This is a genomic window from Thermodesulfobacteriota bacterium (assembly GCA_035325995.1).
Lineage (GTDB): Bacteria > Desulfobacterota_D > UBA1144 > Nemesobacterales > UBA2774 > JADLGH01.
Genome location: DAOKYU010000010.1, coordinates 87,876 through 113,347, shown reverse-complemented (window position 1 = coordinate 113,347; position 25,472 = coordinate 87,876). Strand labels below are relative to the sequence as shown.

20 protein-coding genes are annotated in these 25,472 nt (G+C 59.1%); 17 read left to right on the top strand and 3 right to left on the bottom strand.

The features are described 5' to 3' along the window. Positions 1-868: 868 nt before the first annotated feature. Entirely contained in the window at positions 869-1,324 is a 456-nt protein-coding gene (locus PKC29_12975; protein HML96329.1) for a hypothetical protein, read from the bottom strand. A gap of 526 nt (positions 1,325-1,850) precedes the next feature. On the opposite strand from PKC29_12975, the gene PKC29_12970 reads away from it, so the two are divergent. Further along, positions 1,851-2,468: a hypothetical protein gene (locus PKC29_12970; protein HML96328.1), complete on the top strand. Its 618-nt coding sequence runs from the start codon at positions 1,851-1,853 to the stop codon at positions 2,466-2,468. A gap of 956 nt (positions 2,469-3,424) precedes the next feature. Here the strand turns inward: PKC29_12970 and PKC29_12965 are convergent. Next, entirely contained in the window at positions 3,425-4,864 is a 1,440-nt protein-coding gene (locus PKC29_12965) for an O-antigen ligase family protein (GenBank protein ID HML96327.1), read from the bottom strand. Positions 4,865-5,255: 391 nt separating this feature from the next. Between PKC29_12965 and PKC29_12960 the strand changes: the two genes are divergently transcribed. From PKC29_12960 to PKC29_12885, 16 genes are all read left to right on the top strand, one after another. After that, positions 5,256-6,029 carry a hypothetical protein gene (locus PKC29_12960; protein HML96326.1) on the top strand — a complete coding sequence of 258 codons (774 nt, stop codon included), beginning with the start codon at positions 5,256-5,258 and terminating at the stop codon, positions 6,027-6,029. Positions 6,030-6,227: 198 nt separating this feature from the next. Next, on the top strand, positions 6,228-7,247 hold the full coding sequence (locus PKC29_12955; GenBank protein HML96325.1) for a polysaccharide biosynthesis/export family protein: 1,020 nt from the start codon (positions 6,228-6,230) through the stop codon (positions 7,245-7,247). A 24-nt stretch (positions 7,248-7,271) separates the two neighbouring features. Beyond that, on the top strand, positions 7,272-9,563 hold the full coding sequence (locus PKC29_12950) for a polysaccharide biosynthesis tyrosine autokinase (GenBank protein ID HML96324.1): 2,292 nt from the start codon (positions 7,272-7,274) through the stop codon (positions 9,561-9,563). Then, a complete protein-coding gene (locus PKC29_12945; protein HML96323.1) occupies positions 9,511-10,749 on the top strand; it encodes a hypothetical protein in 1,239 nt (412 codons plus the stop codon). Before PKC29_12950 ends, PKC29_12945 begins: the two co-directional genes overlap by 53 nt. Then, the gene (locus PKC29_12940) at positions 10,742-11,299 is read left to right on the top strand and encodes a UpxY family transcription antiterminator (GenBank protein ID HML96322.1); all 558 of its coding nucleotides are present in this window, start codon (positions 10,742-10,744) and stop codon (positions 11,297-11,299) included. The genes PKC29_12945 and PKC29_12940 overlap by 8 nt, the downstream gene beginning before the upstream one ends. Positions 11,300-11,499: 200 nt before the next feature. Next, positions 11,500-12,717, top strand: coding sequence for an NAD-dependent epimerase/dehydratase family protein (locus PKC29_12935; protein ID HML96321.1), 1,218 nt, complete (start codon positions 11,500-11,502; stop codon positions 12,715-12,717). Between the two features lies 1 nt (position 12,718). Beyond that, positions 12,719-13,774: a GDP-mannose 4,6-dehydratase gene (locus PKC29_12930; protein ID HML96320.1), complete on the top strand. Its 1,056-nt coding sequence runs from the start codon at positions 12,719-12,721 to the stop codon at positions 13,772-13,774. A 30-nt stretch (positions 13,775-13,804) separates the two neighbouring features. Beyond that, a complete protein-coding gene (locus PKC29_12925) occupies positions 13,805-14,869 on the top strand; it encodes a hypothetical protein (GenBank protein ID HML96319.1) in 1,065 nt (354 codons plus the stop codon). Beyond that, positions 14,866-16,143, top strand: coding sequence for a flippase (locus PKC29_12920; protein HML96318.1), 1,278 nt, complete (start codon positions 14,866-14,868; stop codon positions 16,141-16,143). Before PKC29_12925 ends, PKC29_12920 begins: the two co-directional genes overlap by 4 nt. 35 nt (positions 16,144-16,178) lie before the next feature. Then, on the top strand, positions 16,179-17,549 hold the full coding sequence (locus tag PKC29_12915; GenBank protein ID HML96317.1) for a hypothetical protein: 1,371 nt from the start codon (positions 16,179-16,181) through the stop codon (positions 17,547-17,549). A 69-nt stretch (positions 17,550-17,618) separates the two neighbouring features. Beyond that, entirely contained in the window at positions 17,619-18,866 is a 1,248-nt protein-coding gene (locus PKC29_12910) for a glycosyltransferase family 4 protein (protein ID HML96316.1), read from the top strand. 46 nt (positions 18,867-18,912) lie between these two features. Next, positions 18,913-20,166, top strand: a complete 1,254-nt coding sequence (locus tag PKC29_12905; GenBank protein HML96315.1) for a glycosyltransferase family 4 protein — start codon at positions 18,913-18,915, stop codon at positions 20,164-20,166. Then, on the top strand, positions 20,163-20,777 hold the full coding sequence (locus tag PKC29_12900) for a GNAT family N-acetyltransferase (GenBank protein ID HML96314.1): 615 nt from the start codon (positions 20,163-20,165) through the stop codon (positions 20,775-20,777). Before PKC29_12905 ends, PKC29_12900 begins: the two co-directional genes overlap by 4 nt. Before the next feature lie 62 nt (positions 20,778-20,839). After that, the gene (locus PKC29_12895; GenBank protein ID HML96313.1) at positions 20,840-22,021 is read left to right on the top strand and encodes a DegT/DnrJ/EryC1/StrS aminotransferase family protein; all 1,182 of its coding nucleotides are present in this window, start codon (positions 20,840-20,842) and stop codon (positions 22,019-22,021) included. Further along, entirely contained in the window at positions 21,996-22,637 is a 642-nt protein-coding gene (locus PKC29_12890) for a sugar transferase (GenBank protein ID HML96312.1), read from the top strand. The genes PKC29_12895 and PKC29_12890 overlap by 26 nt, the downstream gene beginning before the upstream one ends. Further along, positions 22,631-24,544 carry a nucleoside-diphosphate sugar epimerase/dehydratase gene (locus tag PKC29_12885; protein ID HML96311.1) on the top strand — a complete coding sequence of 638 codons (1,914 nt, stop codon included), beginning with the start codon at positions 22,631-22,633 and terminating at the stop codon, positions 24,542-24,544. Before PKC29_12890 ends, PKC29_12885 begins: the two co-directional genes overlap by 7 nt. A 347-nt stretch (positions 24,545-24,891) precedes the next feature. Here the strand turns inward: PKC29_12885 and PKC29_12880 are convergent, their stop codons facing one another. Next, positions 24,892-25,341, bottom strand: a complete 450-nt coding sequence (locus PKC29_12880; protein HML96310.1) for a carboxymuconolactone decarboxylase family protein — start codon at positions 25,339-25,341, stop codon at positions 24,892-24,894. Positions 25,342-25,472 lie beyond the last annotated feature (131 nt).

Genomic DNA, 25,472 nt, shown 5'->3' with positions numbered 1-25,472 from the left:
AACCCTGGCGGCATGAAAGTAAGTGCTTACTTACACGTTACCCGCCGGGCCTGATGGTGTCAATGCGGACATATTTTTTTATCTCCCGGCGGCCCGCGGGCTCGATCGATGAGGCCGGGTGCGCCCCGTCGCCGGCTTCCGCTCCTTTAATTTTTACCCTATTCAATGCAGACATACAAAGTTCGATGCGAAGTTTCAAAAAAAGATTCGCATTTGCTCACAAAATGCGAAATTCCTGAAATGAATGGGAAACTTTCCGGACAGCGCACCACCCGCGGCGGGCCACGCCCGCTGGAATTCGAAGTGGCAGCGCTCGGCTAGGACCACCCGACGCGCTTCCGGTGGTCTTGGCAACTATCGCGCTATGCCGAAAAAGACACTACGTGTCCCCGGCCCGGCGGCTCGCAGCCGCACGCAATCGAAGTAGCGGCGCATTTCTATTACCACCTTTCGCACTTCAGTTGCAAAAATCCATGAAGGTACTTCGTCGTAAATCACACTTCGTGTGTACTACTTTTCATCAAGGAAAAGTAGAGAACCCCTTCTCCATACCTACCAGCCACCACCGTACGTCCCCCGCAAGGCCGCCAACCCCGCACAGCCTCCACCAGCTTTTGTAGTTGCAGTTAGTCCCTTGCTTTTGCCTTTAAAGGGTTCGTAAAAGCAGTGAACTCGAATTTGATTGAAGAGCACCACTATACCCTCATCCCAATCCATAATATTGCAAGCTGCATAAGCAGCGCAGCAATACCCCTCCGGACCATGGGCACAAAAAAAGGGAAGACCTTTCGGCCTTCCCCCGAAGAATATAATTATTACTCTATTCCAAATGTCGTAACAATCCGGGTACCGCTACTGCCCCTTCCCGTTACGGCGCAATTATCTCGCACTCACCCGAGAAGTCTATAAACTCGAGATCGCCTACGATAAGGTTGTTCAGGTCGAGCCTCCGGCCGCTGTTGTGCCTTACCGCTTCGCCCGAAGCGTCCACGGTAACGATTTCGTCGTCCACTTCCGTATCGGCCTCGAACACCTCTGCCCGGTTATCGCCCACTACGTCGGCCACGAGAAGAAATCCGTCGGCCGGATCGTCGATGTCCGAAATATCTATAAGCGCCGTCACTCCGTCCGATGTGACAGACATTACAATGCCGTCGTCCTCGTCGACGAAGTCGTAGAATTCACCGCCGAAATCCCTGGTGAGACGCGGCATCTCGCAAGCCCCCGGCGGAAGATTGTTGTTGTTATCGCTACAGCCCCCGATGCTTCCCACTACAACGAACAAAAACAAAACCGGCAAAGCTATAAGTCTGGTTAAATTCATCGAACGCCTCCTTTAAAAAAGTTTTTTGTATAACCCGCCCCGGACAATTGTTGCCGACACCCCAATTATAGTGCATCGGATATCTCGATGTAAACATTAATTTTATTAATCTGTAGTTTTTATAACTACACCCACGGCGTCATAACCGCCTGGAAGCCGTACGCGGATGTATTCCGTCCGCCCCCGATCCGAAGATGAGCTAAGTCTTTTTCCCCATATATATCCCCTGCCTAATACCCCGGTATTGGAAATCATTTCAACCTTCGTCCAATAGAGCCGCCTCCGAAAGAGATATACGATTCCTGCATATACAAAAGACCTCCCGGAGGACGGCCTCCGGAAGGTTCCCAAAGGGGCGCAACCGGCACGTAAATCCGCGCTCCGTTTTCCTCTGATAGTACATCACGGCCCCGGCCGCAGCGGACGCAGATGAAGCGCGTCCGCAAACGCGGGGACTCCGGGTTATCGAGGCATCTAAGGGGGACCGCTACGGGTGCGTCCGCAAGGGAGAAAACGGGAGAAGCAATTGAAAACGAAACATTTTAACGGCGCCGGCTCGGCCCGGCTTTATTTACTGGTCATCGCTGCCCTGGCATGTCTCATACTGCTTTTGATCGCCTCCTGCGGAGGAGGAGGAAGCGAGAGCGAGACCGGCACCAGGGGCGGTCAGGCCGCGGCCTCGATTACGCCGCTCGGCATTGAATTCCGTCACATGGACTACTACACGCCCGACGAGCTGACGGACGCCGTCCGCACCGTCGACGACTATTACGGGCTCGTAGTCAACTGCGTCATCGAGAACCATCCCGACCTCGAGGAAGAGGTGCTTTCGCTCGAACCCTCGGACATCAGCGTAGTCGTCGTCACGCCGACGCTTTACGACCAGCAAAAGGGCAAGGAAGGGTTTCCGTGCAAGTACCACGAAACCGGCTGCAGCGGGAGCTACAACCTCGGCGGCTCGATAAACGTCACCCCTGCGCTCGACGCCCTGGGGCAGGAAATGGCTCACTGGATGAACTACATGCTCCTCGGCGATACGAGCGACGACGACCCCGGCGATTTCTCGGTCCTCTGCAACATCAAATCCATCTGCCACCTCTACTCCGAGACGAGAAATCTCAGGGCGTGCAGGACGGAAGAGTAGCAGCGATAACGCGTTCACCACGGCAACCGGAAGCCGTCTGATCCCCCCTCTCCCCTCAAATAAGGGGAGAGGGGCAGGGGTGCATTCAGCCCGTCACTTCCATGGCGCGCAACAATCGCGACAATCTTCTTTTAATCCGTCATTCCGAGCGAGCGAGGAATCACCACACTACTGTCATTTCTGTGAGCAGATTAAAAGACTGGATTCCCTATACAAGCATTAGGGAATGACAAGAAGTGAGCTTTGCTCTCTTCATAATATTGCAAGCTGCTCAAAAGCAGCGCAGCAATACCCCTCCGGGCCGGCGGGCCACGCCCGCAGGATATCGAAGTGGCAGCGCTCTGCCCTTGACACCTGCCGCGCTTCAGGTGATCTCGGCACCTCCCGCGCTATGCCGAAAACGACACTACGTGTCCACGCCTCGCGTGTCGGAATCCGACGTAGCCGACTTGGAAATTCATAGCACCGCCCGGTCGTCTGTTCCAATTAATCACCAGCCTTGCCCCGCCGAAGACATCGAGTGGATGAGCGTTAAAAATCCGACTCCCATATTCTCCCCTCTCCCCTTGGGGAACGAATGCGAGCAAGCGAGCATTCGGACGCCCCCGGCCGACTGCACGAAAGTTTGTCTATTGCAGCTCGAAAGTATCCGAAATCAAAATAGGGATTAAGGGTGAGGGGGTACCTTACAAATTAATCAGAGAAACAGGATTTTGCGAAGGAACGATGATTTTGCACGCCACGCGTGCAGGATATCGAAGTAGCAGCGCATGGCTATTACCATCCGACGCACTTCAGGTGGTTTCGGCATCATCAGCGCTATGCCGAAAAAAGACACTACGTGTCCGGCCCGGCGGACTGTGTCCGCTGACATTCGAAGTAGCAGCGTCGTTGCCATTATCATCAGACGCGCTTCACGTGGTTTCAGCAACTTCGGTGCTACGTCGAGAAACACACTACGTGTGCCCCTCCTCTTCCCTCCACCTGCTCCCCAGCGCATACATAAGCCCGATCAAAAATGCGAAGTAAACCGCGTTCGAAGGTATGTGGAGGTTAAAGTCGGCGATACTGTGAACGAGTATCGAAAATACTCCCGCCGCCGCGCCGAGGAATATGAAGAACCTTCCGTAGTCCCCGCCCTCCGAAAGCCCGACGAGCGTCCGGAGCGACCACAGCGCGAACAGCGCGAGCGCCGTCATTATCGCGGCGAACCCGGCAATCCCCGTCTCGGCCAGTATCTGGAGATAATCGTTGTGCGAATGCAGGTACACGAGCGGCGCGTCCGCGGCGTGCTTGTAGAGCGGGAACGCATACCCGAACGTCCCGAGCCCTGTCCCAAAGACGGGGAAATCCCTGACCATGCCGAGAACGTCCCACCACAGGAGCGTCCTCGACGGAAGGCTTTCTTCGAGGCGCGCATACCTCTCCGCCACAGGGTAAAGCCCAGCGAACAGAGCGAATACGAGCGCCACCGCCAGCACGGCGTAGAGCGCCCACTTCACGTTGAGTCCCTTTCCCGCGAGCCTCGCCGAGGCCGCCGAGAAGAACGCCAGCGCCGCCACCGCGCACAGTATCCCCATACGGGAGCGCGAAAAAAGGACGGCGAGGAAGATTACGCCCAGCACGAATAAAAGAAGCGCCTGCTTCTGGAAGCTCCCCGACGAAACGAGCCTTTTAACGAGGCCGCCCCGGACGGAAACCCTGCCCCCGCCTATAGCGAGCACGCACCCGAGCGCGAGCGGAAAAGTCATTTCGAGATATCCCGCAAAGTGATTCCTGTTCACGAAAGTCCCGCTCGCGTCCTCCCTTCCCGCAGAGGCGAGGTATTGATATATCCCGAGCGAGGCTTCGAAGAATAAAAGCGCAAAGAGAGGCACGAGCACGAACGTGAGCCGCCTCTTCGTGACGACGGTCCTCGACACCGCTATCCCGAACACGAGACACGCGAGCAGAAAAAGTATCCTCTTCACCGTCGCCCAGGGGTAGAGGCTAAGTGTGTGGAAGTCCCCTCCCCCCGCGAATCCGAACCCCGCGAGCGTCTCACCGGCCCTGTCCCAGACGGCCGCCGCCGCGGGCGACAAAACGCCGAGCAGCCATTCCGGGAGCGGGATAACCTGAAAAATGCATACGCCGACGAAAACGAGGAACGGAATATAGGGCCTTGCGTCCGCGAAAGGCGCTTCGGATTCGAATCCGTATTTAATAAGGAGGGCCAGGAACGTCGAAAAGGAAAGGAGCTCTATGGCCATCACCGGCAAGGGCCGGACGCTCCCTATCGGCAGCGGCGAAAGTACGAGCACGGCCGCCACGACGGTCAGGATAAAAATATCGGCGGCCCCCGAAAGGGAGACCGCCCTCGCCCCCTCGCCGCTTCTCCGGGCCCCCGCGACGCTCAAGACGCGCGGCCCCCGGCTGTAAAAATTGCCCTGTAAACAGTGGTAGAAACGAGCATTTCAGCGCTATCCTCCGCGCCCCTTCTCTATTCTGCAATTATAACGGCTATTAAATATTTTCATACCTGAAACTTCCCCGCGCGCGCGATGCCGCATTTCCGAGCCGAAAAAATTTCGCTTGACTCGGATTCCATTTCGATTACCATTGAAATAAAACTACACCTAAGACGAAAGGGTGAAACATCCGAAAGGGTGCGGATCAAAGCCGGAGACCTAAAAGTCTGATGCTCATGGTCGAAAGCTGCCGAAGTTAGGTTAGTCAAGCTTGATTATCCGGCATTGCTTACGGGGAGAGGGGGCGCCTACTCGTCTCAGGCTCGCATGGAGGTGTTTCATGAGGAGTCGAAGCTTAAGAGTATCTGCCTGTATATACTTCGCTATAGTCCTGTGCGTTTTCACTGCCGGGCCCGTTTCGGCGGACACCCTGCTCGGAAACGTCACGATCGTCGGCGCAAGCGGCAAGAAGGAAGTATTTCCGGTCGTATCCGGGGATAAAATCTCCTACCCGGATAGAGCTCTCATAAGAATCACCGGCGGCACCTTCGTCGCCGAGAAAGGCTCGAAGCTGAGCGTCGCCGAAGATGGACAGCTCCTTAATCTCAGAATCGACAGCGGCACCGTCCACTTCAGGATTCAGCCCGAAAAGGCCGTCATATCCTTCGTAACCAGGGACGGCACCCTGTCCACGCCCGAGGTGCTGAAAGCCTCGCAGTCCTTCATCGAAGGCACCGTCATGGTGACGCCCGACGGCACGGTTGTCGAGCTCTCGGACGGCCAGCTGGCTCTCGCGACGGCCGAAGGGCCCGTGACCGTCGAGCCCGGCGAAAGGGTTCGCGTGGTCGCACAGTCGGTAGTGGACGATAACGCCCTGGCCCAGTCCGATCCGCAGGCTCCACCGCCGCCTCCGGCCTCCGACGTGGAATATTCCACCGAAGGCTACGAGTCCGAAGCCGAGACCCCGCCGGTAGAGGGTTCTTCCTCGATGGCAGGGCCTGTCATATTCGGTACTGTTGCTGCGGGCGCGATAGCGGGCGCCGCGATAGCTGCCTCCACGAGTGACGATGGCGGTGGCGGCGGCGGCGACGGCGTCGGCAGCCCATTTGAATAAGTAGGGGCTAAAGCGAATCAAAGAGTACAGAGTCAAAGTTTATTTGAACCGGGTACCCGGCCGGTAACGGCCGGGTACCGCAAAAAGAGGCCAGTCTTCTCTCAAGGGATGCATGGGGGATCTTGAAAAAGTTGCAAGGGGATATCGGAATAGTAATCGTCGCTCACGTGCTGTTGCTCGAAAGGTATGGAGACAGGTATGCCGAAGTATGCTGCTATAACGATCCTTCTCGTCTTCGCCGTCTCTTGCGGAATGAGGCAAACCCCCGAGGCCGGAATATACGGCTCGGCGCGTCAGGCTGACGGCGGCGCGTCCGGAAACCTGAACAAAAAGCTGTTCAGCGAAGCCGCGTCGAAGGATGCCTCCGCTTCCGGGAGCGTAGACCACTCCAACTACACCATAGGCCCGTCCGACCTTCTCGAAATCAAGGCGATGGAGTCGGAGAAATTCGGGACCACCGAAAGGGTGGACGCCGAGGGGAATATCAAGCTGCCGCTCCTCAACGAAGTCGCCGTCGGCGGCCTCACGCCCGTCGAGGCCGAGGTCAGGATAGAAACCCTCCTCAAGGAAAAGGGCTACATAAGAGACCCGCACGTCAACGTCTACATAACCGAGCATCAGAGCAAAAGGGTCTCCGTCCTCGGTTTCGTGAACGAGCCGGGCAACTACGAAATAATAGGCGAGATGACGCTCCTCGACGCGCTTGCGATGGCAAAGGGGCTCGCCCCCGACGCCGGCACGCTCGTATACGTCACGCGTAAAAACGCCGGCAGGGAAGATAACGTGATCGTCGATCTGGACGACATGCTTAAACGCAAGGGAACCACCGGCGAGATCAACTTCGCCCTCACCCCGGGCGACAAGGTCTACGTCCCCGAGGCGTCTAACGTCTACGTCGACGGCGCGGTCCAAACCCCCGGCTCCTATCCCATAAACGAAGGCGAGACGACGGTAAGCCAGGCCATAATCATGGCCGGCGGCCTCGTGAGCTACGCCAACTCGGGCGACATCAGCCTCGTCCGCGACCTCGGCGACGGCAGGAAAGAGGTCGTCAAGCTCGACATGGACGACATAAACCAGGGCAATGCGGAAGATCCGATACTCGGCGAAAAGGACGCTATAGTGGTTGGCGCGAGCGGCATAAAGAGCTTTTTCTACGGGCTCAACTTCAACGTATTCGGATTCGGCGGCGTGGGCTATAACCCGCCGGCCAGATAAACGGCGGAACGAAAAAGGTGCTGAATGGAAGACGATAGATATAACGAGCTGCCGAACGGAAAGGGCAGAGAGCTCAAGGAAAGGCCCGAGCCGGGGCTTCCCGCCGAGCCGCAGACGACGATCTACACACATATGCGGCCCGACGACGAGATGGGCATACACGAATACCTCGACGTCATACTCAGGCGCAAGTGGATCGTCATATCGTCCCTCGTCGTAGCGGTGGTGACGGTCCTCGTCGCGTCGCTCGTAATGACCCCGATGTATCAGGCCGACATCACGCTCGAAATAGCCCCGGACAACCCGCGCATCACGACGTTCGAGGAAGTGGTCGAGCTCGACGCGCCTCAGGCGGAATTCTACGAAACGCAGTACAAGCTCATAAAGAGCAAATCCCTCGCCGAGGAAGTGATAAAAAAACTGAGCCTCTCCGAGAACCCCGAGTTCTCCCCGGAAAAGAGCGAGAAACAGTCTCTCATATCGCGCGCTTTCAGCGGCATGTTCGAAAAACGCGGGAAAAAGAGCCCTGCCAGGGCCGCCGCCGAAAAGAAAAAAGAGCACCAGAAGCTAATAGACGAATTCCTCTCCCGCGTGAACATAAACCCCGACAGGAAATCCCGGCTGGTCAAGGTGAGCTTCACGAGCCGCGATCCCGAATTCGCGGCAACGGTTGCAAACACCCTGGGCGATCAGTACATAGAATGGCTCCTCGACAGGAGGCTCGACGCGACGAAGTCGGCGAGGAAGTTCCTCGAAAAGCAGCTCTCCCAGGTCAAGGCCAGGCTCGAAAGGGCCGAGGAAGACCTCAACGAATTCGCGAAGAAGGAAGACATCATCTCGCTCGACGCGAATATGAACCTGACGTATAAACAGCTTTCCGAGCTCAACGGCGCCCTCACCGCGGCCGAGAACGAAAGGCTCGCCAAGCAGGCGTTTTACGAAGACGTGATAGAGGGCAAATACGAATACCTGCCCCAGGTCCTGAACGACCCCTCGATACAGGAGCTGAGCGAAGAGTACACGAGGGTCAAGGCCGAATACGACAACATGAGCGTCGTCTACGGCCCCAACTATCCCGACCTGAAACAGCTCGGCGCCCAGGTCGCCAGCATGAAGAAAGAGATAGACAAGCGCATAACGGGCATCGCCGAGAGCATAAAGAAGGACTATCTCGCCGCGGTCCGGAAAGAGGACATCATGAAGGAAAGGACGTCCGAGCAGAACGCGCGCGCCTCGGCGCTCAACGAAAAGGCGATCCAGTACAAGATACTCGACCGCGAGGTCGAAACGAACAAAACCATATACCAGAACCTCCTCCAGAGGGTGAAAGAGACGGAGGTCACGTCCGGGATAAAGGCGACCAACATCCAGATAGTCGACTACGCCGCCGCGCCGCTCCTGCCTTCCAGCCCGAACATACCGCTCAACCTCGCCCTCGCCGTAATCGCGGGGCTTTTGGGAGGAGTGTTCCTAGCATTCGTAACGGACCACTTCGACAGCACGATAAAGGACGAGGAAGAGCTCAAGCACCGCTTCCCGATCCCGTTCCTGGGCGCCATTCCGGTGGTATCCGGCTCGGAGGCGTCGGGGCTCGAAAAGGTGGTCCACACGAACCCGCTTTCCATAGTGTCGGAAGCTTTCAGGGTCATTCGTACGTCTGTCCTCTTCTCGTCGCCCGACCACCAGCCGCGCTCGCTCCTCCTTACGAGCAGCCAGCCGCTCGAAGGCAAGACGACCTGCTCGTCGAACCTCGCAATAGCCTTCACGCAGTCGGGATACAAGGTCGTCCTCGTCGACGCCGACATGCGCCGCCCGCGCCTGACGCGCGTCTGGAGAACGGCGGCGTCCAACGGCGCGGGACTCAGCACGTATCTCATAGGTAAATATTCGCTCGACGACTCCATCATGCCGACGGAAGTCGACGGCCTCAACATCATATACTCGGGGCCCATTCCCCCAAATCCTTCCGAGCTTCTCGGCTCGAACAAAATGCGCGAGCTCGTAGACACGCTCATGGAGCGCTTCGACATAGTCCTCGTCGACGGCCCTCCCGTGCTCGGTTTCGCCGATTCGCTGCTCGCGGCGCGCGCCGTGGATGGCGTCCTCGTCGTCGCCGGGATGGGCATCACGCAGCGTAAAACGCTCCAGATGACGCTCGAGGAGCTCGGGAAGGTGCACGGCAAGATCACCGGCGCGATAGTGAACAGGCTCGAAACGGCGTCGAGCAGATACAGGTACAACTACCAGTACCACGCGGAGAAAAATGCGAAAACGCTTAAGATATCTAAGCCAGACAGCGATGCTCTCGGTGCTTAGCGCCGGGGCCTGCGTCCTCGCAGTCGTAACGGGAGTATCCGCCATGTACTCGTTTTCGGAAAACCCGGAGCTGCTCGAAAGGAGCGTCGAGATCGACGGCCGGAACTCGGACGCCGTGTACAGGCTGGCCCGCCTCCGCCATCTCGAAATGACGGAGGGCGAAGACAAAACCGAAGCGCTCTACTTCGAATCGCTCTCGGGGAATCCGCTCATGGCCGTCTCGTGGCTCGGCCTCTCGGAGCTCTACATCGACTCCGGCAGGGAAGCCGACTCCGAAAAGGCGCTCCGCATGGCGCAGGGGATGATGCCGTCCTCGCCCGGCCTTCTCTGGGAATCCTCCATGCTCGCTTTCAGGCTCGGCGACAACGACCTCGCGCTCGACAACCTCCGCGTGGTGGCCGAGGCCGACCCCACCAAAAGAAAGCGCGTCTTCGACATAAGCTGGCGGGTAGTGAAGGACCATGAGACGATTCTCGAAAGGGCCGTCTCGGACGAAGTCCTTCCCTCCTACCTCGGCTATCTCATACAGACGGACAGGCAGGGCGCGACATATCCCGTGTGGGAGAGGCTGGGCCGAAACGGCGGCGCGGGCGACGAAACGGCCCTCGCCTACGCGGACTACCTGCTCGTCAAGGGCGACACGCAAACGGCGCGCGAGGTATGGGCCGGGCTCTATCCCGGGGAGGACGTCTCGGCGCTCGTATGGAACGGCGGGTTCGAGTACGACACGGTGGGCCGGGGATTCGACTGGAAGATAAACCGGTCGGACGGCGTCGACGCCGATTACGACTACAGGAAAAAGACCGAGGGGCAAAGGTCCCTCCACGTAAAATTCTCGGGCGAGAAGAACGTCGACTGGAAGGGCGTCTCCCAGACGGTCGCCGTAAAGCCCGGCTCGCGCTACGCCCTCACGTGGGAGGCGGCGTCCTCGGACATAACGACGCGCAGCGGCGTCACGGTAGAGGTCTACTGCCGGGGCTTTAAAGCAGAGTCGGAGCCTTACACGGGCTCTGCCGACTGGGAAAGGCAGGGGCTCGAATTCGACGCCCCCGCGGATTGCCCCACGGTAACGATAGGCCTCAGGCGCGAGAAGAGCAGGCGCCTCGACAACCTCATCTCCGGCGAGTTCTGGCTCGACGACGTCCGGATGACCAAAACCGGGAACGGGAGGCCGACCGATGCCTGAGAACACGATACAGAACGCGGCTCCAGGAGAGAACGGGGGAAACAGCGCGGCGGCGTCTGAAGAAAGAAACTGGTACGCCGTCCACACGCGATCGAGGCACGAAAAGAGAGCGGCGTGGGACCTCGACGAAAGAAACGTCGAGGCGTTCCTGCCATTGAGAGAAACCCTCTGCAAATGGAAAGACCGGAAGAAGCGGATACAGATGCCGCTCTTTCCGGGCTATCTTTTCGTCCGCATCGATCCGCGCGACAGCCTCGACGTGCTGGGCGCGAAGGGGGTTGTGCGCATACTCGGGAGCAGCGGCGTGCCCGTGCCCGTGCCCGAGGAAGAAATAGACGCCGCCCGGAAGCTCGTAAGGTCGGGTATTCCGTGCGCGCCCTTCCCCTACGATTTCGAGGGAAGGGAGGCGGTCATAACCGGGGGCCCTCTCGAAGGTCTCAGGGGAAGGATCGAGTCGCAAAGGGGCGGCTTCAGGCTGATATTGTCGGTCCATCTCATAAGGAGCGCGGTATCCGTCGAAGTAGGCGCCGGAGACGTCGAGCTGCTCTAGCGGCCCCGGCGTCCCGACATCGAAAGCCGTCGTTTCGCCCCTTATGTAAGTGAGAGGGCGAAGCTGTATATCCGGTATATACGTTATATTAATTAAACAATCTTTTACCCGCCGCGCCGGGGGCGTTCCGCTCCCCGCCGGCTTCCACTTCAAATCCGCAGTACGAATCCACAGCAAACAACCACAGGAGGTAATGCATCATGCGCGTATTCATTGCAGGAGTGGACGGCTATCTCGGATGGCCGCTCGCGATGTATCTCACGAAAAGGGGCCACACCGTGGCCGGCGCCGACAACTACATGCGAAGGGACTGGGTACAGGAAATGAGCTCGCAGTCGGCCTCGCCGATATCCCGCATGACCGACAGGCTCGAGGCCTTCAGGGACAGCTTCGACCAGAACCTGCGCTTCTTCAAGGGCGACCTCACGAACTACAACTTCGTCGAGAACGCCTTTAGGAGCTTCAAGCCCGACGCCGTGGTCCACCTGGGCGAAATGCCCTCGGCGCCCTACAGCATGATAGACGTCGAGCACACGACGTGGACGCAGATAAACAACATCGTCGGCACGCTCAACATCCTCTACGCCATGCGCGACATCTGCCCCGAGTCCCACCTCGTGAAGCTCGGCACCATGGGCGAGTACGGCACGCCCAACGTAGACATCCCCGAGGGCTTTTTCGAGATCGAGTACAGGGGCCGCAAGGACAGGCTCCCCTTCCCCCGCCAGGCCGGGAGCTGGTACCACCAGTCGAAGGTCCACGATTCGAACAACGTCATGTTCGCGTGCAGGATATGGGGGCTCCGCTCGACGGACATCATGCAGGGCGTGGTGTTCGGAACGCGTATAGACGAGATGGGCGACGACCAGCGCCTGCTCACACGCTTCGACTTCGACCAGTGCTTCGGAACGGCGATAAACCGCTTCTGCTGCCAGGCCGTCATAGGCGAGCCGATAACGCCCTTCGGAAAGGGCGGTCAGCGGAGAGGATTCCTCCCGCTCCGGGACTCCATGCAGTGCCTGACGATCGCGGTCGAAAACCCGCCGGAAAAAGGCGAGTACAGGGTCTTCAACCAGTTCCAGGAGGTCTACGGCATAACGGAGCTCGCCGAAATGGTGCACAGGGTCGCGGACTCCCTCGGGATAAAATCCGAGATCCGGCCCGTCGAGAACCCCAGGAAGGAAATGGAAGAGCATTACTACAACCCCGACCACCAGCACCTGTTCGACCTCGGGTACAAACCCGCGACGGACGTCGAATCCGAAATCGCCGTGATGCTGAACGATCTCAGGAGCTGGCACGACCGCATCGAGGCGCGCCGCGAGGTGCTCATACCCGACGTCAGATGGGACGGCCGGAGGGAAAAGGTCTCCTATATCGACGCTGCCGACAAACGTGGAAAGATACGGGCCGTCTGACATGCCCACCACGCAGCAAGATAAAAAGAGTGTCCTCGTCACGGGGGGCTGCGGCTTCATAGGCGTAAACCTCGCCGCACGCCTCCTCGGAACGGGGCGCTTCGCCGTAACCGTCCTCGACAACATGTCTACGGGGAGCGCCGCAGATCTCGAAGCGGCGCTGTTGGAGCATGGCCTCGACAACCCGGAAGTAACGGTCGTCGAAGGCGACGTTAGAGACCTGGCCCGGTGCGAGGAAGCGTGCCGGGGCATGAATGCAGTCGTCCACCTCGCCGCACAGGCGGGCGTCCCGCAATCGATAGACGACCCGTTCGGCGACGCCGGCGTGAACGTCCTGGGCACGCTCAACATGCTCGAAGCCGCCCGCAGGGCCGGAGCCGGAATGTTCGTATTCGCATCGTCGAACGCCCCGCTCGGTGCGGCACCTCCCCCGTCGAGGGAAGACACCGCGCCGCGCCCGCTATCGCCCTACGGCGCCGCCAAGCTCGCGGGCGAGGGCTACTGCTCGGCGTACCACGCATCGTACGGTCTTCAGACGGTGGTCCTCAGGTTCTCGAACGCCTACGGGCCGTGGAGCCTTCACAAATCCAGCGTCGTCGCGCGCTTCATAAAGGACGGCCTCTCGACCGGGCGTTTGACGGTCTACGGCGACGGCAGCCAGACGCGTGACCTCGTCCACGCGGACGATATCACGCGCGCGATAGAGCTCACGCTGGATTCGGGCCCCGAAGAAACGGCCGGAGGAATATTCCAGCTCGGCACGGGCGTCGAAACGGTGGTGCTCCAGGTCGCGGCCATAGTGGCAGACCTCGTCGGGAAAGGCATAAGGATCGACTTCGCCCCCGCCCGTCCGGGCGAGGCGTCACGGAGCTTCTCGTATATCGGCAAGGCGCGGGCGCTCCTCGGATACGCCCCTGCCGTCACGCTCCGGGAAGGCATATCCGAAACGCTCGAATGGTTCAGGGCACACGGTGGCCCGGCCCTCGCACGAAGGCCGCCCGCCACGGTAATAGTGCGCGACGGAAAACGGCGCGGCCGGCCCAGGAAGCAGGGCTGAGGAACACACATACATGAGGGACACGCATACATGAAGCTCTTTTCACTCACACTGCCATACATTCTGCTCGTGACGTTTTACACAGCGCCGCTTAACGATTTCGGGACACGCAGGCTCGGAGCCCTCGACGGCTCCCCGTACGACGGCGTCGCGGTTCCCCTCGTCAGGGCCTACGACACGAAGCGGTATAAGTACGAGGATTTCAAAGGGGCCGTGGCGAAGCTCAAGGGCGCCGACGGAACGGCCGTATGGCCCTGGGTCTTTTTCAACAGGTTCGTGGGCTACGAAGAGGGAGGCAGGGCGGGCTCGCCGGAATCGAAACACGTCTATTTCAGCTCGATCAGGGGCATGGACCTCTACGACGAATGGGGGGCGCTCGGGGACTTCTACGACATGTGGAAGACTTCGCTGAGAATAGCCAGGGACCTGGGCTCTCCGGGTATCGTCGCCGACCCCGAAACCTATAACAACTACGACGCGTACAAGGTGTCGTACGTCGCCGAAAAAACTGGAAAAACGAAAGAGGAAGTGAAGGAGAGGCTAAGGGAGATAGGGCGTGAGCTCGGCAGGATAGCCGACGAAACCTATCCGGGCGCCACTATATGGTTCCTCTTCACCGGTCTCGGCAATCCCATGAAAACGCTCAACCCGTTCGACGAAGACGATTACAGGACCGTCACTTACATAATAGAGGGGATGCTCTCCCACGCCGCGAAGAACGGGTCCGCGCTCACAGTGGTGAGCGGCGGGGAGGTCTCGCTCGGCTATTGCAGCAGGTCGCTCGAGGCCCTGAAATCGAAGGTCGCATCCAGGCGCAAGAGCTTCGGGAAATCCCTGGCCGCGTATCCCAACCTGAAGCTCGGCGGCACTATAGCTCCCTGGAACGATTCCGGGGCCAGGACCGGATGGATGAGGACGGGGGATTGCGGGAAATCGGAGCTCAGGACGGCGGTGGATTTCAAGCCTTTAATCAAACAGCTTGCCGCCAGCTACGGCTACGTATGGATATACGCGGCTAAAGCCGCGGGCTACAACCCCTACCGGGACGGTGAGGCCGGGGCCTGGAACAGAGAAGTGGCGGGAACGGACAAATGACCACGCTCGGGCTCAAACAGACCGCGGGCGACGGATACGCGAAAACCGTAACCCGCAGGCTCGCGTCCAACTTCGGATGGTCCGTCGTAAGCGAGGCCGTCGGAAGGGGCGCGTTCTTCATATCCAACATTTACCTGGCGAGGACCCTCGGGGTTTCCGATTTCGGCCTGTTTACGCTCGCGCAAACCATAACGCTGTATTTCTGGCTCGCGGTCGATCTCGGCACGAATATGTACGGCATAAGGGAGATCGCGAAGCGCAAGGACGCGGCCGAAGGAATAATAAACCCCCTCCTGACGCTCAGGATAACGGCGGGCCTTACGGTATTCGCCGTATACACAGCATCTCTCCTGTTTATAGACATGCCGGCCTCGAACAGGGTCATCTTCGGGGCCGCGGGCCTCTACCTCATAAGCTACTCCTTTTACACCGACTGGGTGCTGAAGGGGTTGGAAAAATTCAGGTTCATCGTCTGGGGCAACCTGATTTCCTCGTTAATGTTTCTGGCCTTCGTATTCCTTTTCGTCCGCGGCCCGGGGGGCACGGTCACGGCGGCTCTCGTCTGGGCGCTCTCGTACCTGGCGGGCGGGGCCGCGCTTCTCTTTATCTTGTTCTCGAAGCTCGGCATCAGGTACAGGCCCGACTTCGACCTCGGGGTGTGGGCGTCTCACATCAGGGAATCCATACACTTCACGTTCTCGGGAACCCTCATGGCGCTCTACCAGTACCTGCCCATACTGCTCATAAGCCTGTATTTCGGCAGCTACGAGGTGGGGCTGTTCTCGGCGCCCTACAGGATAGTGATAACCGCCTGCAGCGCCGGGTTCCTGATACCCATGTCGTTCTACCCCGTCTTTTCCGAGCTCTTCCACCGCGACCGGGCGCAGTTTCACAGCACGCATTCGAAGCTCCAGCTCATAATGCTCTCGCTCGGCATCCCGGCGGCCGTAATCGGGGCGCTCTTCCCGGCCGAGATAACGGGGCTTCTGCTCGGCAGCGCCTATTCCGGAAGCGCGGGGATATTCAAGGTCATCGTCTGGCTCGTCCCCCTTTATTTCCTCAGGTTCACATACGGGACGCTCCTGCTCGCCACCGGGTACCAGCGGCACCACAACCTGGCGTCGCTCATAGGCGTCGTATTCATGCTCGGTCTCGGCATCGTCCTCATCCCGCGCGGGCAGGCCATGGGGGGGTCCTGGGCGCTCGTAGCCGCCGAGGCCGCGATGGTGGGGACGATGATGCTCGTATCGCGGTACACGTTTAAAAAGAGATGAAATTCATTTTGCACGAGGTAAAGGAGCCGTAAAAGATGTACGCACGAACCGCCCTGTCGGGCGAGAAATCCTTATCGGTGATAATGCCCGTAACCGTCTGCACGATGCTGGCGTTATCCGTAGTCATAGTATTCGCCCCCGATATTGCGATCATGACCGTGTGGTTCCTGCTCTGGGCCGGGGCCCTGTGCGTATTCATGGCGGGGCTGCCCGCGGCGGAGAGGCGCTTTCTGACCGTCTACGTCATGGCGGGCCTCGCGGTCCGCATCATGGCCGCCGTAGCGTTCAGGCTCTCGAACGCCGACACGGGCGGCCTTATAACGCCCGACGAGTTCTATTATTACGATTACTCCAAAGAGATAGCCGACTTCTGGAAGTCGGGCGTCTTTCTGAGCCTGAACGAAATCCACGGTTTAACCTCCACAAGGAACTACGGCTTTCACCTCTACGACGCACTCCACTTCCTCCTTCTCGAAGACAAGCTCGTTCCCGTAATCTCGAACATATTCCTGGACATATTCACCTCGCTCCTGATTTTCAGGTTCGCGCTCAACAACTTCGGCAGGAAGCTGGCGAATGTTTCCTTTTTTATACTCATCTTCAACCCGTACCTGATTTACTGGTCCACGTTCAACCTGAAGGACACGCTTCTCACCTTTCTGACGGCTCTTCTCGTCTACACGGTCGGCAAGGCCAGAAAAAGCATGCTTTCGATGGCACTGCTCGTAGCAATCCTCGTATTGTTCGCGACCATACGGTTCTATATGACGTTCATGTTCGTAATCCTGCTGGGCGGATTCGTCCTTCTGAACAGCGAATACAAGATTAAATACAAGCTCTTTATCGGGGCCACGGCAGTCGCTTCGATCCTCATACTCTACCTCTACACCCCGCTCGACAACACGTTCGATGAGCTGATGTCGGACGGAGTGGGAGAGACGGTGCACGCATATTCCACTAGGTCGTTCGACATAGCCCAGGACCTCGATTATTCCACACAGCACATCAAGGGCTACGGGCCGAAATCACTCCTCATCTCCACCTTCCACGCGCTTTTAGCCCCGAGCCCGTTTAACTGGGAAGGCGGCGGGAAATACCTGTTCCCCGGGACGATATTCTGGTACCTGCTCCTGCCCTACTACTTCGTGGGGACACTCATATTCATCAAGTCCCGCTACATGAGGTTCAAATACCTGCTGCTGTGGCTGTTTCCGATGTTCATGATCACGGTAATGATTTTTATGCCGGCCATCAACGAGCCCAGGCACAGGCTGGTGATCTTCCCCTACGCCGCGGTACTGGCGAGCGTGGGGATATTCCACAAATACCGTTACAAAAAAGCGATTGTCCTGACCACCTATCTCGTTATCGTTTGCGTGCTCATCGGAAGAGAGCTCATGACCTGAGCGCTCCGGCCGGCGGGACCGGCCGCGAAATAAAAACGCCGAAATAAAAATGTACGGAAGGTTTATCCAATGGAAAAAATGAAACTGCTGGTCGTCAACGACGCGAAGATCTACAAACACGGGGGGGAGTATTTCGCAAACGACACTTTCCCGATTTTCATGAAAGAGCTTTCCGGGCATTGCCGCACTGTCACGATGTGCTCGCCCGTCGTGGAAGCGTCTTCGGAGGATGCCGGGAAATTCAGGAAATTCCTGTCCGACGGGGATCCGGCCATGGAGTGCGCGGCTTCGTTCCCGCACGACTCCTTCGTAGACTACTTCAGGAAGCTCCACAAGGCGGTGTTCATGATCCCCGAATTCGCGGGGCTCGTAAAAAGAAGCGACGCTGCGCTCCTTCGTACGAACGGCCTGAACATTTTCTTCATAGCGGCCATATGCAGGTATTACAGGAAGCCGGTATTTACCTACGTCGTCGGATACCCCGAGCACATACTCAAAACAGGGTCGAAATACAGGAACCGCCTGTATCCGCTGATGTCGTTTCTGGGCCGGATGCATACGTTGTGCCTCAAACGGCTGATCGGAAGGGCCAGCGCGAATTTTTTCGTGAGCGAATACCTCATGAGCGAGCTCGGTGACGGGAAAGACAACGGGCACGTGATTTATACGAACCTTATCAGGCGCGGCGACATAACCTTCGTAAATAAAGAGCCGGCGGGAGAAACGACCCGGATCGTCTACGTAGGCAGGCTGGTCCACGAAAAGGGGCTCGATCATCTCATTCGCGCGATACGGCTCCTCATCGACGCCGGCATGGCCGCCGAGCTGCACGTAGTCGGGGCCGGGCCCGAGAAAGCGAGGCTGGAAAAGCTCTCCGGTGAATTGGGCATAGAGCCCCATTGCCGGTTCCTGGGGCAGGTCTCCTACGGAGACGAGCTGAACGGCATTTATCAGGGCGGCGACATCTTCGTGCTCCCTTCCCTGTCCGAGGGAATGGGAAAGGTCCTGCTCGAAGCGATGGCGAACGGCCTGCCCGTGGTGGCGTCCGACGTGGGAGGGATACCCTACCTGATCGAGAACATGAAAAACGGCGTGCTCGTCCCCCCCGGAAACCCCGAAGCCATAGCCCGCGCCGTAAGGACGATCGCCGAAAACGACGACCTGAGAAAAGACCTCGTCCGGAACGGATACACCTTCGTCGAAAACCATACGGCCGAGAAGGAAACCGAAAAATTAGCCGGCCTCATGCGCAGGTACGCCCGCGGGACGGGCACGGTCCGCACGGGCGGCGTAAGAGACAAGCTTCTAAAGCAATGAGCCGGGCCGTCGTTATGGCCCGGGTCTTTCGGGATAAACATACGATATGACAACCCTATACATGTTCAACCAGTACGCCTCGTACCCCGGAGTGCCCGGGAGCACCAGGCACTACAACCTCGCCCGCGAGCTCGTGAGGCAGGGCATCGGCGTCTACATCTTCTCGTCCAACTTCAGCCACATGCTGAAGAGCCGGATAAGGGACGTTGACGGGCCGTACACGATCGAAACGGTGGACGGCGTGAATTACGTCCGCATGAACACTTTCGGATACTTTCACAACGACTGGCGGCGCGTCCTCAACATGGCCGACTACGCCCGGAAGAGCTACGCCATAGCGCGCGGCCTCTCGCGGAAGGGAATCGTCCCCGACGTCGTCATGGGCACCGTCGCGCACCCCTTCTCCGTCGGCTCGGCATACGCCACCGCCAGGAGGCTCGGCGCGCGATTCTTCATCGACATCGGCGACCTCTGGCCCGAGGTGTTCGTAACGTCCGGCAAGATGACCGAGCGGCATCCCGTCTACATCACGGTCGGAAAAACGATGACCTGGTTTTACGGCAAGGCCGAGAAGATAATTTGCCTCACGGACGAAGCGCGGAACTATTTCAAAAGCCGCGGATACGAAGACAAAACCATCCTCCTGCCACCCGGAATCAGGCTCGACGGCACTCCGCCGTCCATGCCTGCCCCCGCCTCCGGGGGAACGTTCCGGGTGGTTTACGCGGGGTCGTTCCAGCCCATTTATCCCCTCGACACCGTCATAAAGGCCGCGCGGATACTGAAAGACAGGGGCCGGGACGACGTCAGGTTCACGCTCGTCGGCGGCGGCGTCCGGACTGACAGCCTGAAGTCCCTCGCGGGCGACATCGGCGCCGACAACGTCGAATTCATACCGCCCATGCCCAAGGGCGAGCTCCTGGAATTCCTGAAAACCGCATCCGCATTCGTGCTCATAGAAAAGAAGGCGAGCTACGGCTTTCCGAACAAGATAATCGACTACCTCTCCTCCGGCGCGCCGATAATCTACGCCTCGCCCGTACGCCACGCGATACTCGAAAGCGGCTCGTGCGTCGAGGCCCCCCACGACGATCCCGAAGGGATGGCGGACGCAATCTCACGCGTGGCCTCGATGAGCTGCGAAGAACGAAACGAAATGGTCGCGTGCGGCACGCGGTTCCTCAAAGAAAATCACGACATAGAGCTCCTCGCCGGAAGGCTCGTCGAGCACATCCGGCGGCCGGCTCGGGCGGACGCGATACAAACATCAGCCGCGCTCCGCCGGGAGGTTCCAAAATGATCAGGAAAGCGTTACCCGACGATCTGGGCGACATCGTCACGATACACATGAGCGGCTTCGACGGCTTTTTCCTGAGCTCGCTCGGACCATCCTTTTTAAGGACGTTCTACACGGATTTCCTCACGGACGAGAACGGGTGCTGCCTCGTCGACGTCGAGGACGGGAGGACGGTCGGATTCGCCGTCGGCGTCATCGACCCGTCCTCCTACTTCAGGCGGACGTTCAGGAAAAGATGGCCGCGGCTGGTCCTCGGCTCGCTCGGCCGCGTTGTGAAGAACCCCGCCGTGCTCGCGAAGCTCGCGAGGCGCGCGCTTACGTACCCCTCGTCCTCTTCCCACGGCGGCAGCGATTCGGCGCTGCTTTCGTCGATCGCGGTACTGCCGGAATTCCACAACAGGAAGATCGGCGAGCAGCTCCTGGACGCCTTTCTCGAAGAATCCGCGAGGATGGGAGCGGGCGAAGTCGTCCTCACGACCGACAGGCACAGGAACGAGAAGGTAATTAACTTTTACAAGAAAATGGGGTTCGGCGTAAAGCGCGTCTTCACGTCCTACGAGGGGCGCTACATGTACGAGCTCGCGCTCGACCTCGGCAGGCGCGCCGTCCAGTAACCACCGCAGGCCGCGTTTTAAACCGACCGAAAATTCAGCTTACCGAAGGAGGAGCCGCGTTCATGAGCAGGGCTCAAACGAAGCATAAAACGATGGAAATACCGTTCCACCGCCCGTACATCACCGAGGACGAGATATCCGAGGTCCTCGACACCGTGAGATCGGGCTGGCTCACCATGGGCCCCCGGACTGTGAGATTCGAAAACGAATTCTCGGCCTACACCGGGGCGTCGCACTCGGTCGCCGTAAGCTCCGGCACGGCGGCGCTCCACCTGGCGCTGAGAGCCGCCGGGCTCGAGGCAGGCGACGAAGTTATAGTCCCGGCGATGACCTTCACCGCCACGGCCGAGGTCGTCTGCTACTTCGGTGGTCGGCCCGTGCTGGTAGACGTCGAAAGGGAAACGGGCAACATGAGCGTCGAGGCCGCCGAGCGCGCCCTGACGCCCAGGACCCGTGCGATAATCCCTGTCCACTACGGCGGCCAGCCGTGCGACATGGACGGCGTCATGAGCCTCGCGCAGAGCCGTAACCTCCGCGTCATAGAAGACGCCGCCCACTCCCTCCCAGCCTCGTTCGGCGGGAAGCAGGTCGGCGCCATAGGCGACATGACGTGCTTCAGCTTCTACGCGACTAAGCCGCTCGCCGCCGGCGAGGGAGGCATGGTCACGACCGAAAACGAAGAGTGGGCAGACAGGATACGCGTCCTCCGGCTCCACGGCATTTCGAAGGACGCGTGGAAGAGATACTCCCGCGGCGGCTCCTGGTTCTATGAAGTGATAGAGCCCGGATACAAGTACAACATGACGGACATCCAGGCCGCCCTTGCGCTGGCGCAGCTCGCAAAGCTGGACGCCATGACCCGGCGGAGGAAGGAAATATGCGAGAGGTATTCGGACGCTGTTTCAGGCTCCCCAGGCCTCTCGACGACCACGCTCGTCCCCGGCCGCGAAACGTCGTATCACCTCTTCCCCCTCCTCGTCGACCCCGACGCCCACACGATAGACCGCGCGCGTTTCATAGAGGAGCTCTCCGCCAGGGGAATCGGTACGAGCGTTCACTTCATACCGCTTCACATGCACCCGTTCTACAGGAACGAATTCGGATACTCCCCGGGCGACTTCCCCGGGGCCGAATGGCTCTACGAGCGCATCGTCTCGCTCCCCGTCTATCCCGGGATGAGCGACGAGGAAGTCGACTACGTTTCGGAGTGCGTAACGGATGTCTCGAGAAAGTTCAGCAAATAACGGGCGGAGATTCTACGCCGGGTACGGCAAAAGGGCGCTCGACCTCGCGGTATCGGTCCCTGCGCTCCTTGCCCTCTCGCCTCTCCTCTTTATCGTAGCGGCGCTCGTCAAGGCCGGAAGCCCGGGCCCCGTCTTCTACGCGCAGGAGCGCGTCGGAAGGCGCGGGAGGCCCTTTAAGCTCTACAAGTTCAGGACTATGGTGACGGGGGCGGACAAGTCCGGCCCGGCCGTCACGTCCTCGGGCGACGCCCGCATAACGCCCCTCGGGCGGACGCTCCGGAAGTGGAAGCTCGACGAGCTCCCACAGTTATGGAACGTCGTCAGGGGCGACATGAGCCTCGTAGGCCCGCGCCCCGAGGTCAGGAAATACACCGACATATTCAGGGACGACTACTCCGCGATCCTCGAAATCAGCCCCGGCATAACGGACTACGCCGCGCTCGAATTCAGGAACGAGGAAGAAGTGCTCGCGCGCTACCCCGACGCCGAGGAAGCGTACACGAGCGTCGTCCTTCCCGAAAAGATAGCACTCTACCGGCAATACCTGAGAGATATGGGTTTCAGGTCCGACATGAAGATCATTTTCAGAACCATACGGGAGGTAATCAGATGCTAAGGGACATGCTCCTCGGATACGCCGAAAAATACTACAGACACAAAGCCATCATATCGTCCGTCGTCGAGCTCCCGCTCTTCGCGGCGATATTCCTGGCGTCCTACTGGATACGCCTGGGAGGCCTGGACGGCTCCTACCTCCGCCAGGCGCTCATCCTGGCCGCCCTCTACGTCCCCGCCAAGTTCATAGTCTTCTGGGGATACAAGCTTTACAAAATCTCGTTCAGATTCTTCTCGGTCTACGATACGATAGTAGTGCTCAAGGCGTCGCTCGTCTCGGCGTCGCTCCTCGCGCTCGTCGGCCTCGTCGCGAGAGACCTCGCGTTCATGCAGGGCTACCCGAGGTCCGTCGTGTTCATCGACTTTCTCTTGACGGTCTTCGCATCGACCGGGCTCAGGTTCGGCTACCGCATGTTCTACTCGTCCGGCATGTCCGAGCCCTCGGGCATGAAGGTCCTCATAGCCGGCGCGGGCAACGCCGGCGTTCGGCTGCTGAAGGAGCTCAAGACGGCCAACGGCGCTACGCCCTACATCCCCGTCGCTTTCATAGACGACGACCCCGGAAAGCTCGGCAGCATCATACGCGGCACACGTGTCGTGGGCTCGTCCGCCGACATGCCGCATCTGGTGAAGGAGCTCGGCATAGAGGGGCTGATTATCTCCATCCCCTCGGCGACGTCGTCCCAGGTTACGGCCATAGTCGAGCACGCGAGGAAGGCGGGCATCCCTCACATAAAAATCATGCCCGGCATATCGGACGTCCTCTCGGGCAAGGTGACGCTCGGGGACTTCAAGGAGGTAACGTCCGAGGACTTCCTCGGCCGCGAATCCGTAAGCGGCGAAATCGAGAGCATCGCGTCGTACGTTAAAGGCAAGCGCGTCATGGTGACGGGAGCGGGCGGGTCGATAGGATCCGAGCTCTGCCGCCAGGTCTCGAGCTTCGAGCCCGCGCTCCTCATAATGGTCGACGTCGGCGACACGGAGCTCTTCTTCATAAACCAGGAGATGAACGAGAAGCTCCACAAGGTAAAGACCGTCTCCCTGATCGCCGACGTGAAGGACCGCGTCGCGATGGAGGCGATATTCGACGCCCACTTGCCCGACGTCGTCTTCCACGCCGCCGCCTACAAGCACGTGCCGCTCCTCGAAAGCACGCCGCGCGAGGCGGTGCTCAACAACATCGAAGGGACGAAGGTGACGGCGCTCCTGTCAGTCAGGTACGGCGTCCGGAAATTCATCTTCATCTCCACCGACAAGGCCGTGAACCCGACGAGCGTCATGGGGGCGACGAAGCGCGTGTCCGAGAACATGCTCCGCGAGGTAAGGGGACGGACGGAGTTCGTCTCCGTCAGGTTCGGAAACGTCCTCGATTCGCGCGGGAGCGTGATTCCTATATTCCGCGACCAGGTAAGGCGCGGCGGCCCGGTTACCGTGACGCACCCCGATATGACCCGCTACTTCATGAGCATAAGCGAGGCCGTATATCTCGTCCTCCAGGCGGGCGCCCTCGGAAAGGGCGGCGAGGTGTTCGTCCTCGACATGGGCGAGCCCGTGAAGATCGTGGACCTCGCACGGAGCATCATACACTTCTTCGGTCTCGAGCCCGACAAGGACGTCCCCATAGTGTTCACGGGGCTCCGCCCGGGCGAAAAGCTCTACGAGGAGATACTGACGGCCGAGGAAGGGACGACCATGACGACCCGGAAGAAGATATTCATAGCCAACGATGGGAATCACTTCGGGAGGGAATACGTCGAGGACGTGAAGAACCTCATACGCCTTGCCGAATCCGGCGCGCCCAACGAAACGATCCTCCGCATGCTCAAGCACCTGGTCCCGTCATACAAACTGAAGCTCCCCGAGCCGCCGAGGGTAAGGCACCTCAAATCCACCTCGGCCGGATCATAGCATCCGCATTTCTTCTTTCCTCCCCCTTATGAAAGGGAGAGGACTAAGGTGAGGGCTACCTTAATATTGTCTTCCCAACGATAATATTGTCTTCCCAACGATTCCGAGCACGCGAGGAATCACCTCATTTTCGTCATCCTGAACTCGTTTCAGGATCTCGTTTTTAGTCTTTTATGATTTGTCATTCCAGAGTGCTTGTATCGGGAATCCAGCCTTTGCTTTCCATCCCCCCTTAGAAAAAGGCGGACCGTGTCCGCCGACACCCGACGTAGCGGCCTCGCCGCATTAACCATGAACCGTGCGAACCGTACAATGAATCTCCGGTCTTGCTGCGTCGGAAACCACCCTCACCCCTTCCTCCCCGGCGGCTGCCTCCTGAAGCTTATAGCGATCCTGTTCCAAAAATTCATGTTGGCCGCTACGAGCGTCAAATCGACGAGCTCCTTCTCGCTGAAGTGCTCGCTCACACGCTCGTATACATTATCCGGCACGCGCGTAGCCTCGACGCGTGTAACGGCCTCGGCCCATTCCAGGGCCGCCCTCTCCCTGCCGGTGTAAAACGTCACCTCATCCCAAACCGGGAGGCAGTCGATCCTCTGCTCCGTCTCCCCCTCTTTCCGGAGCTGCTTCGAGTGAAGGTCCACACAGTACGCGCATCCGTTTATCTGCGACACCCTGAGCTCCACCATATACCGCAGCTTGCGCTCTATAGACGAAGTACCCAGATACTTCGGCCCGCCGCCGAAAGCCTCCATCGCTTCCGGAGCGACGGTTATGTAAGAAATACGGTCTATCATTTTAGCGACTCCTCGATCTGAATTTTTCTCCGGCGCTCCCCCCCGGGCGCCGGTCTCCCTCCTCCGCCGCCCCAACCCTCCCCCGCGGCGGCGTTCTGTACTATTAGAGGCCCCTCGCACCCATATCGATT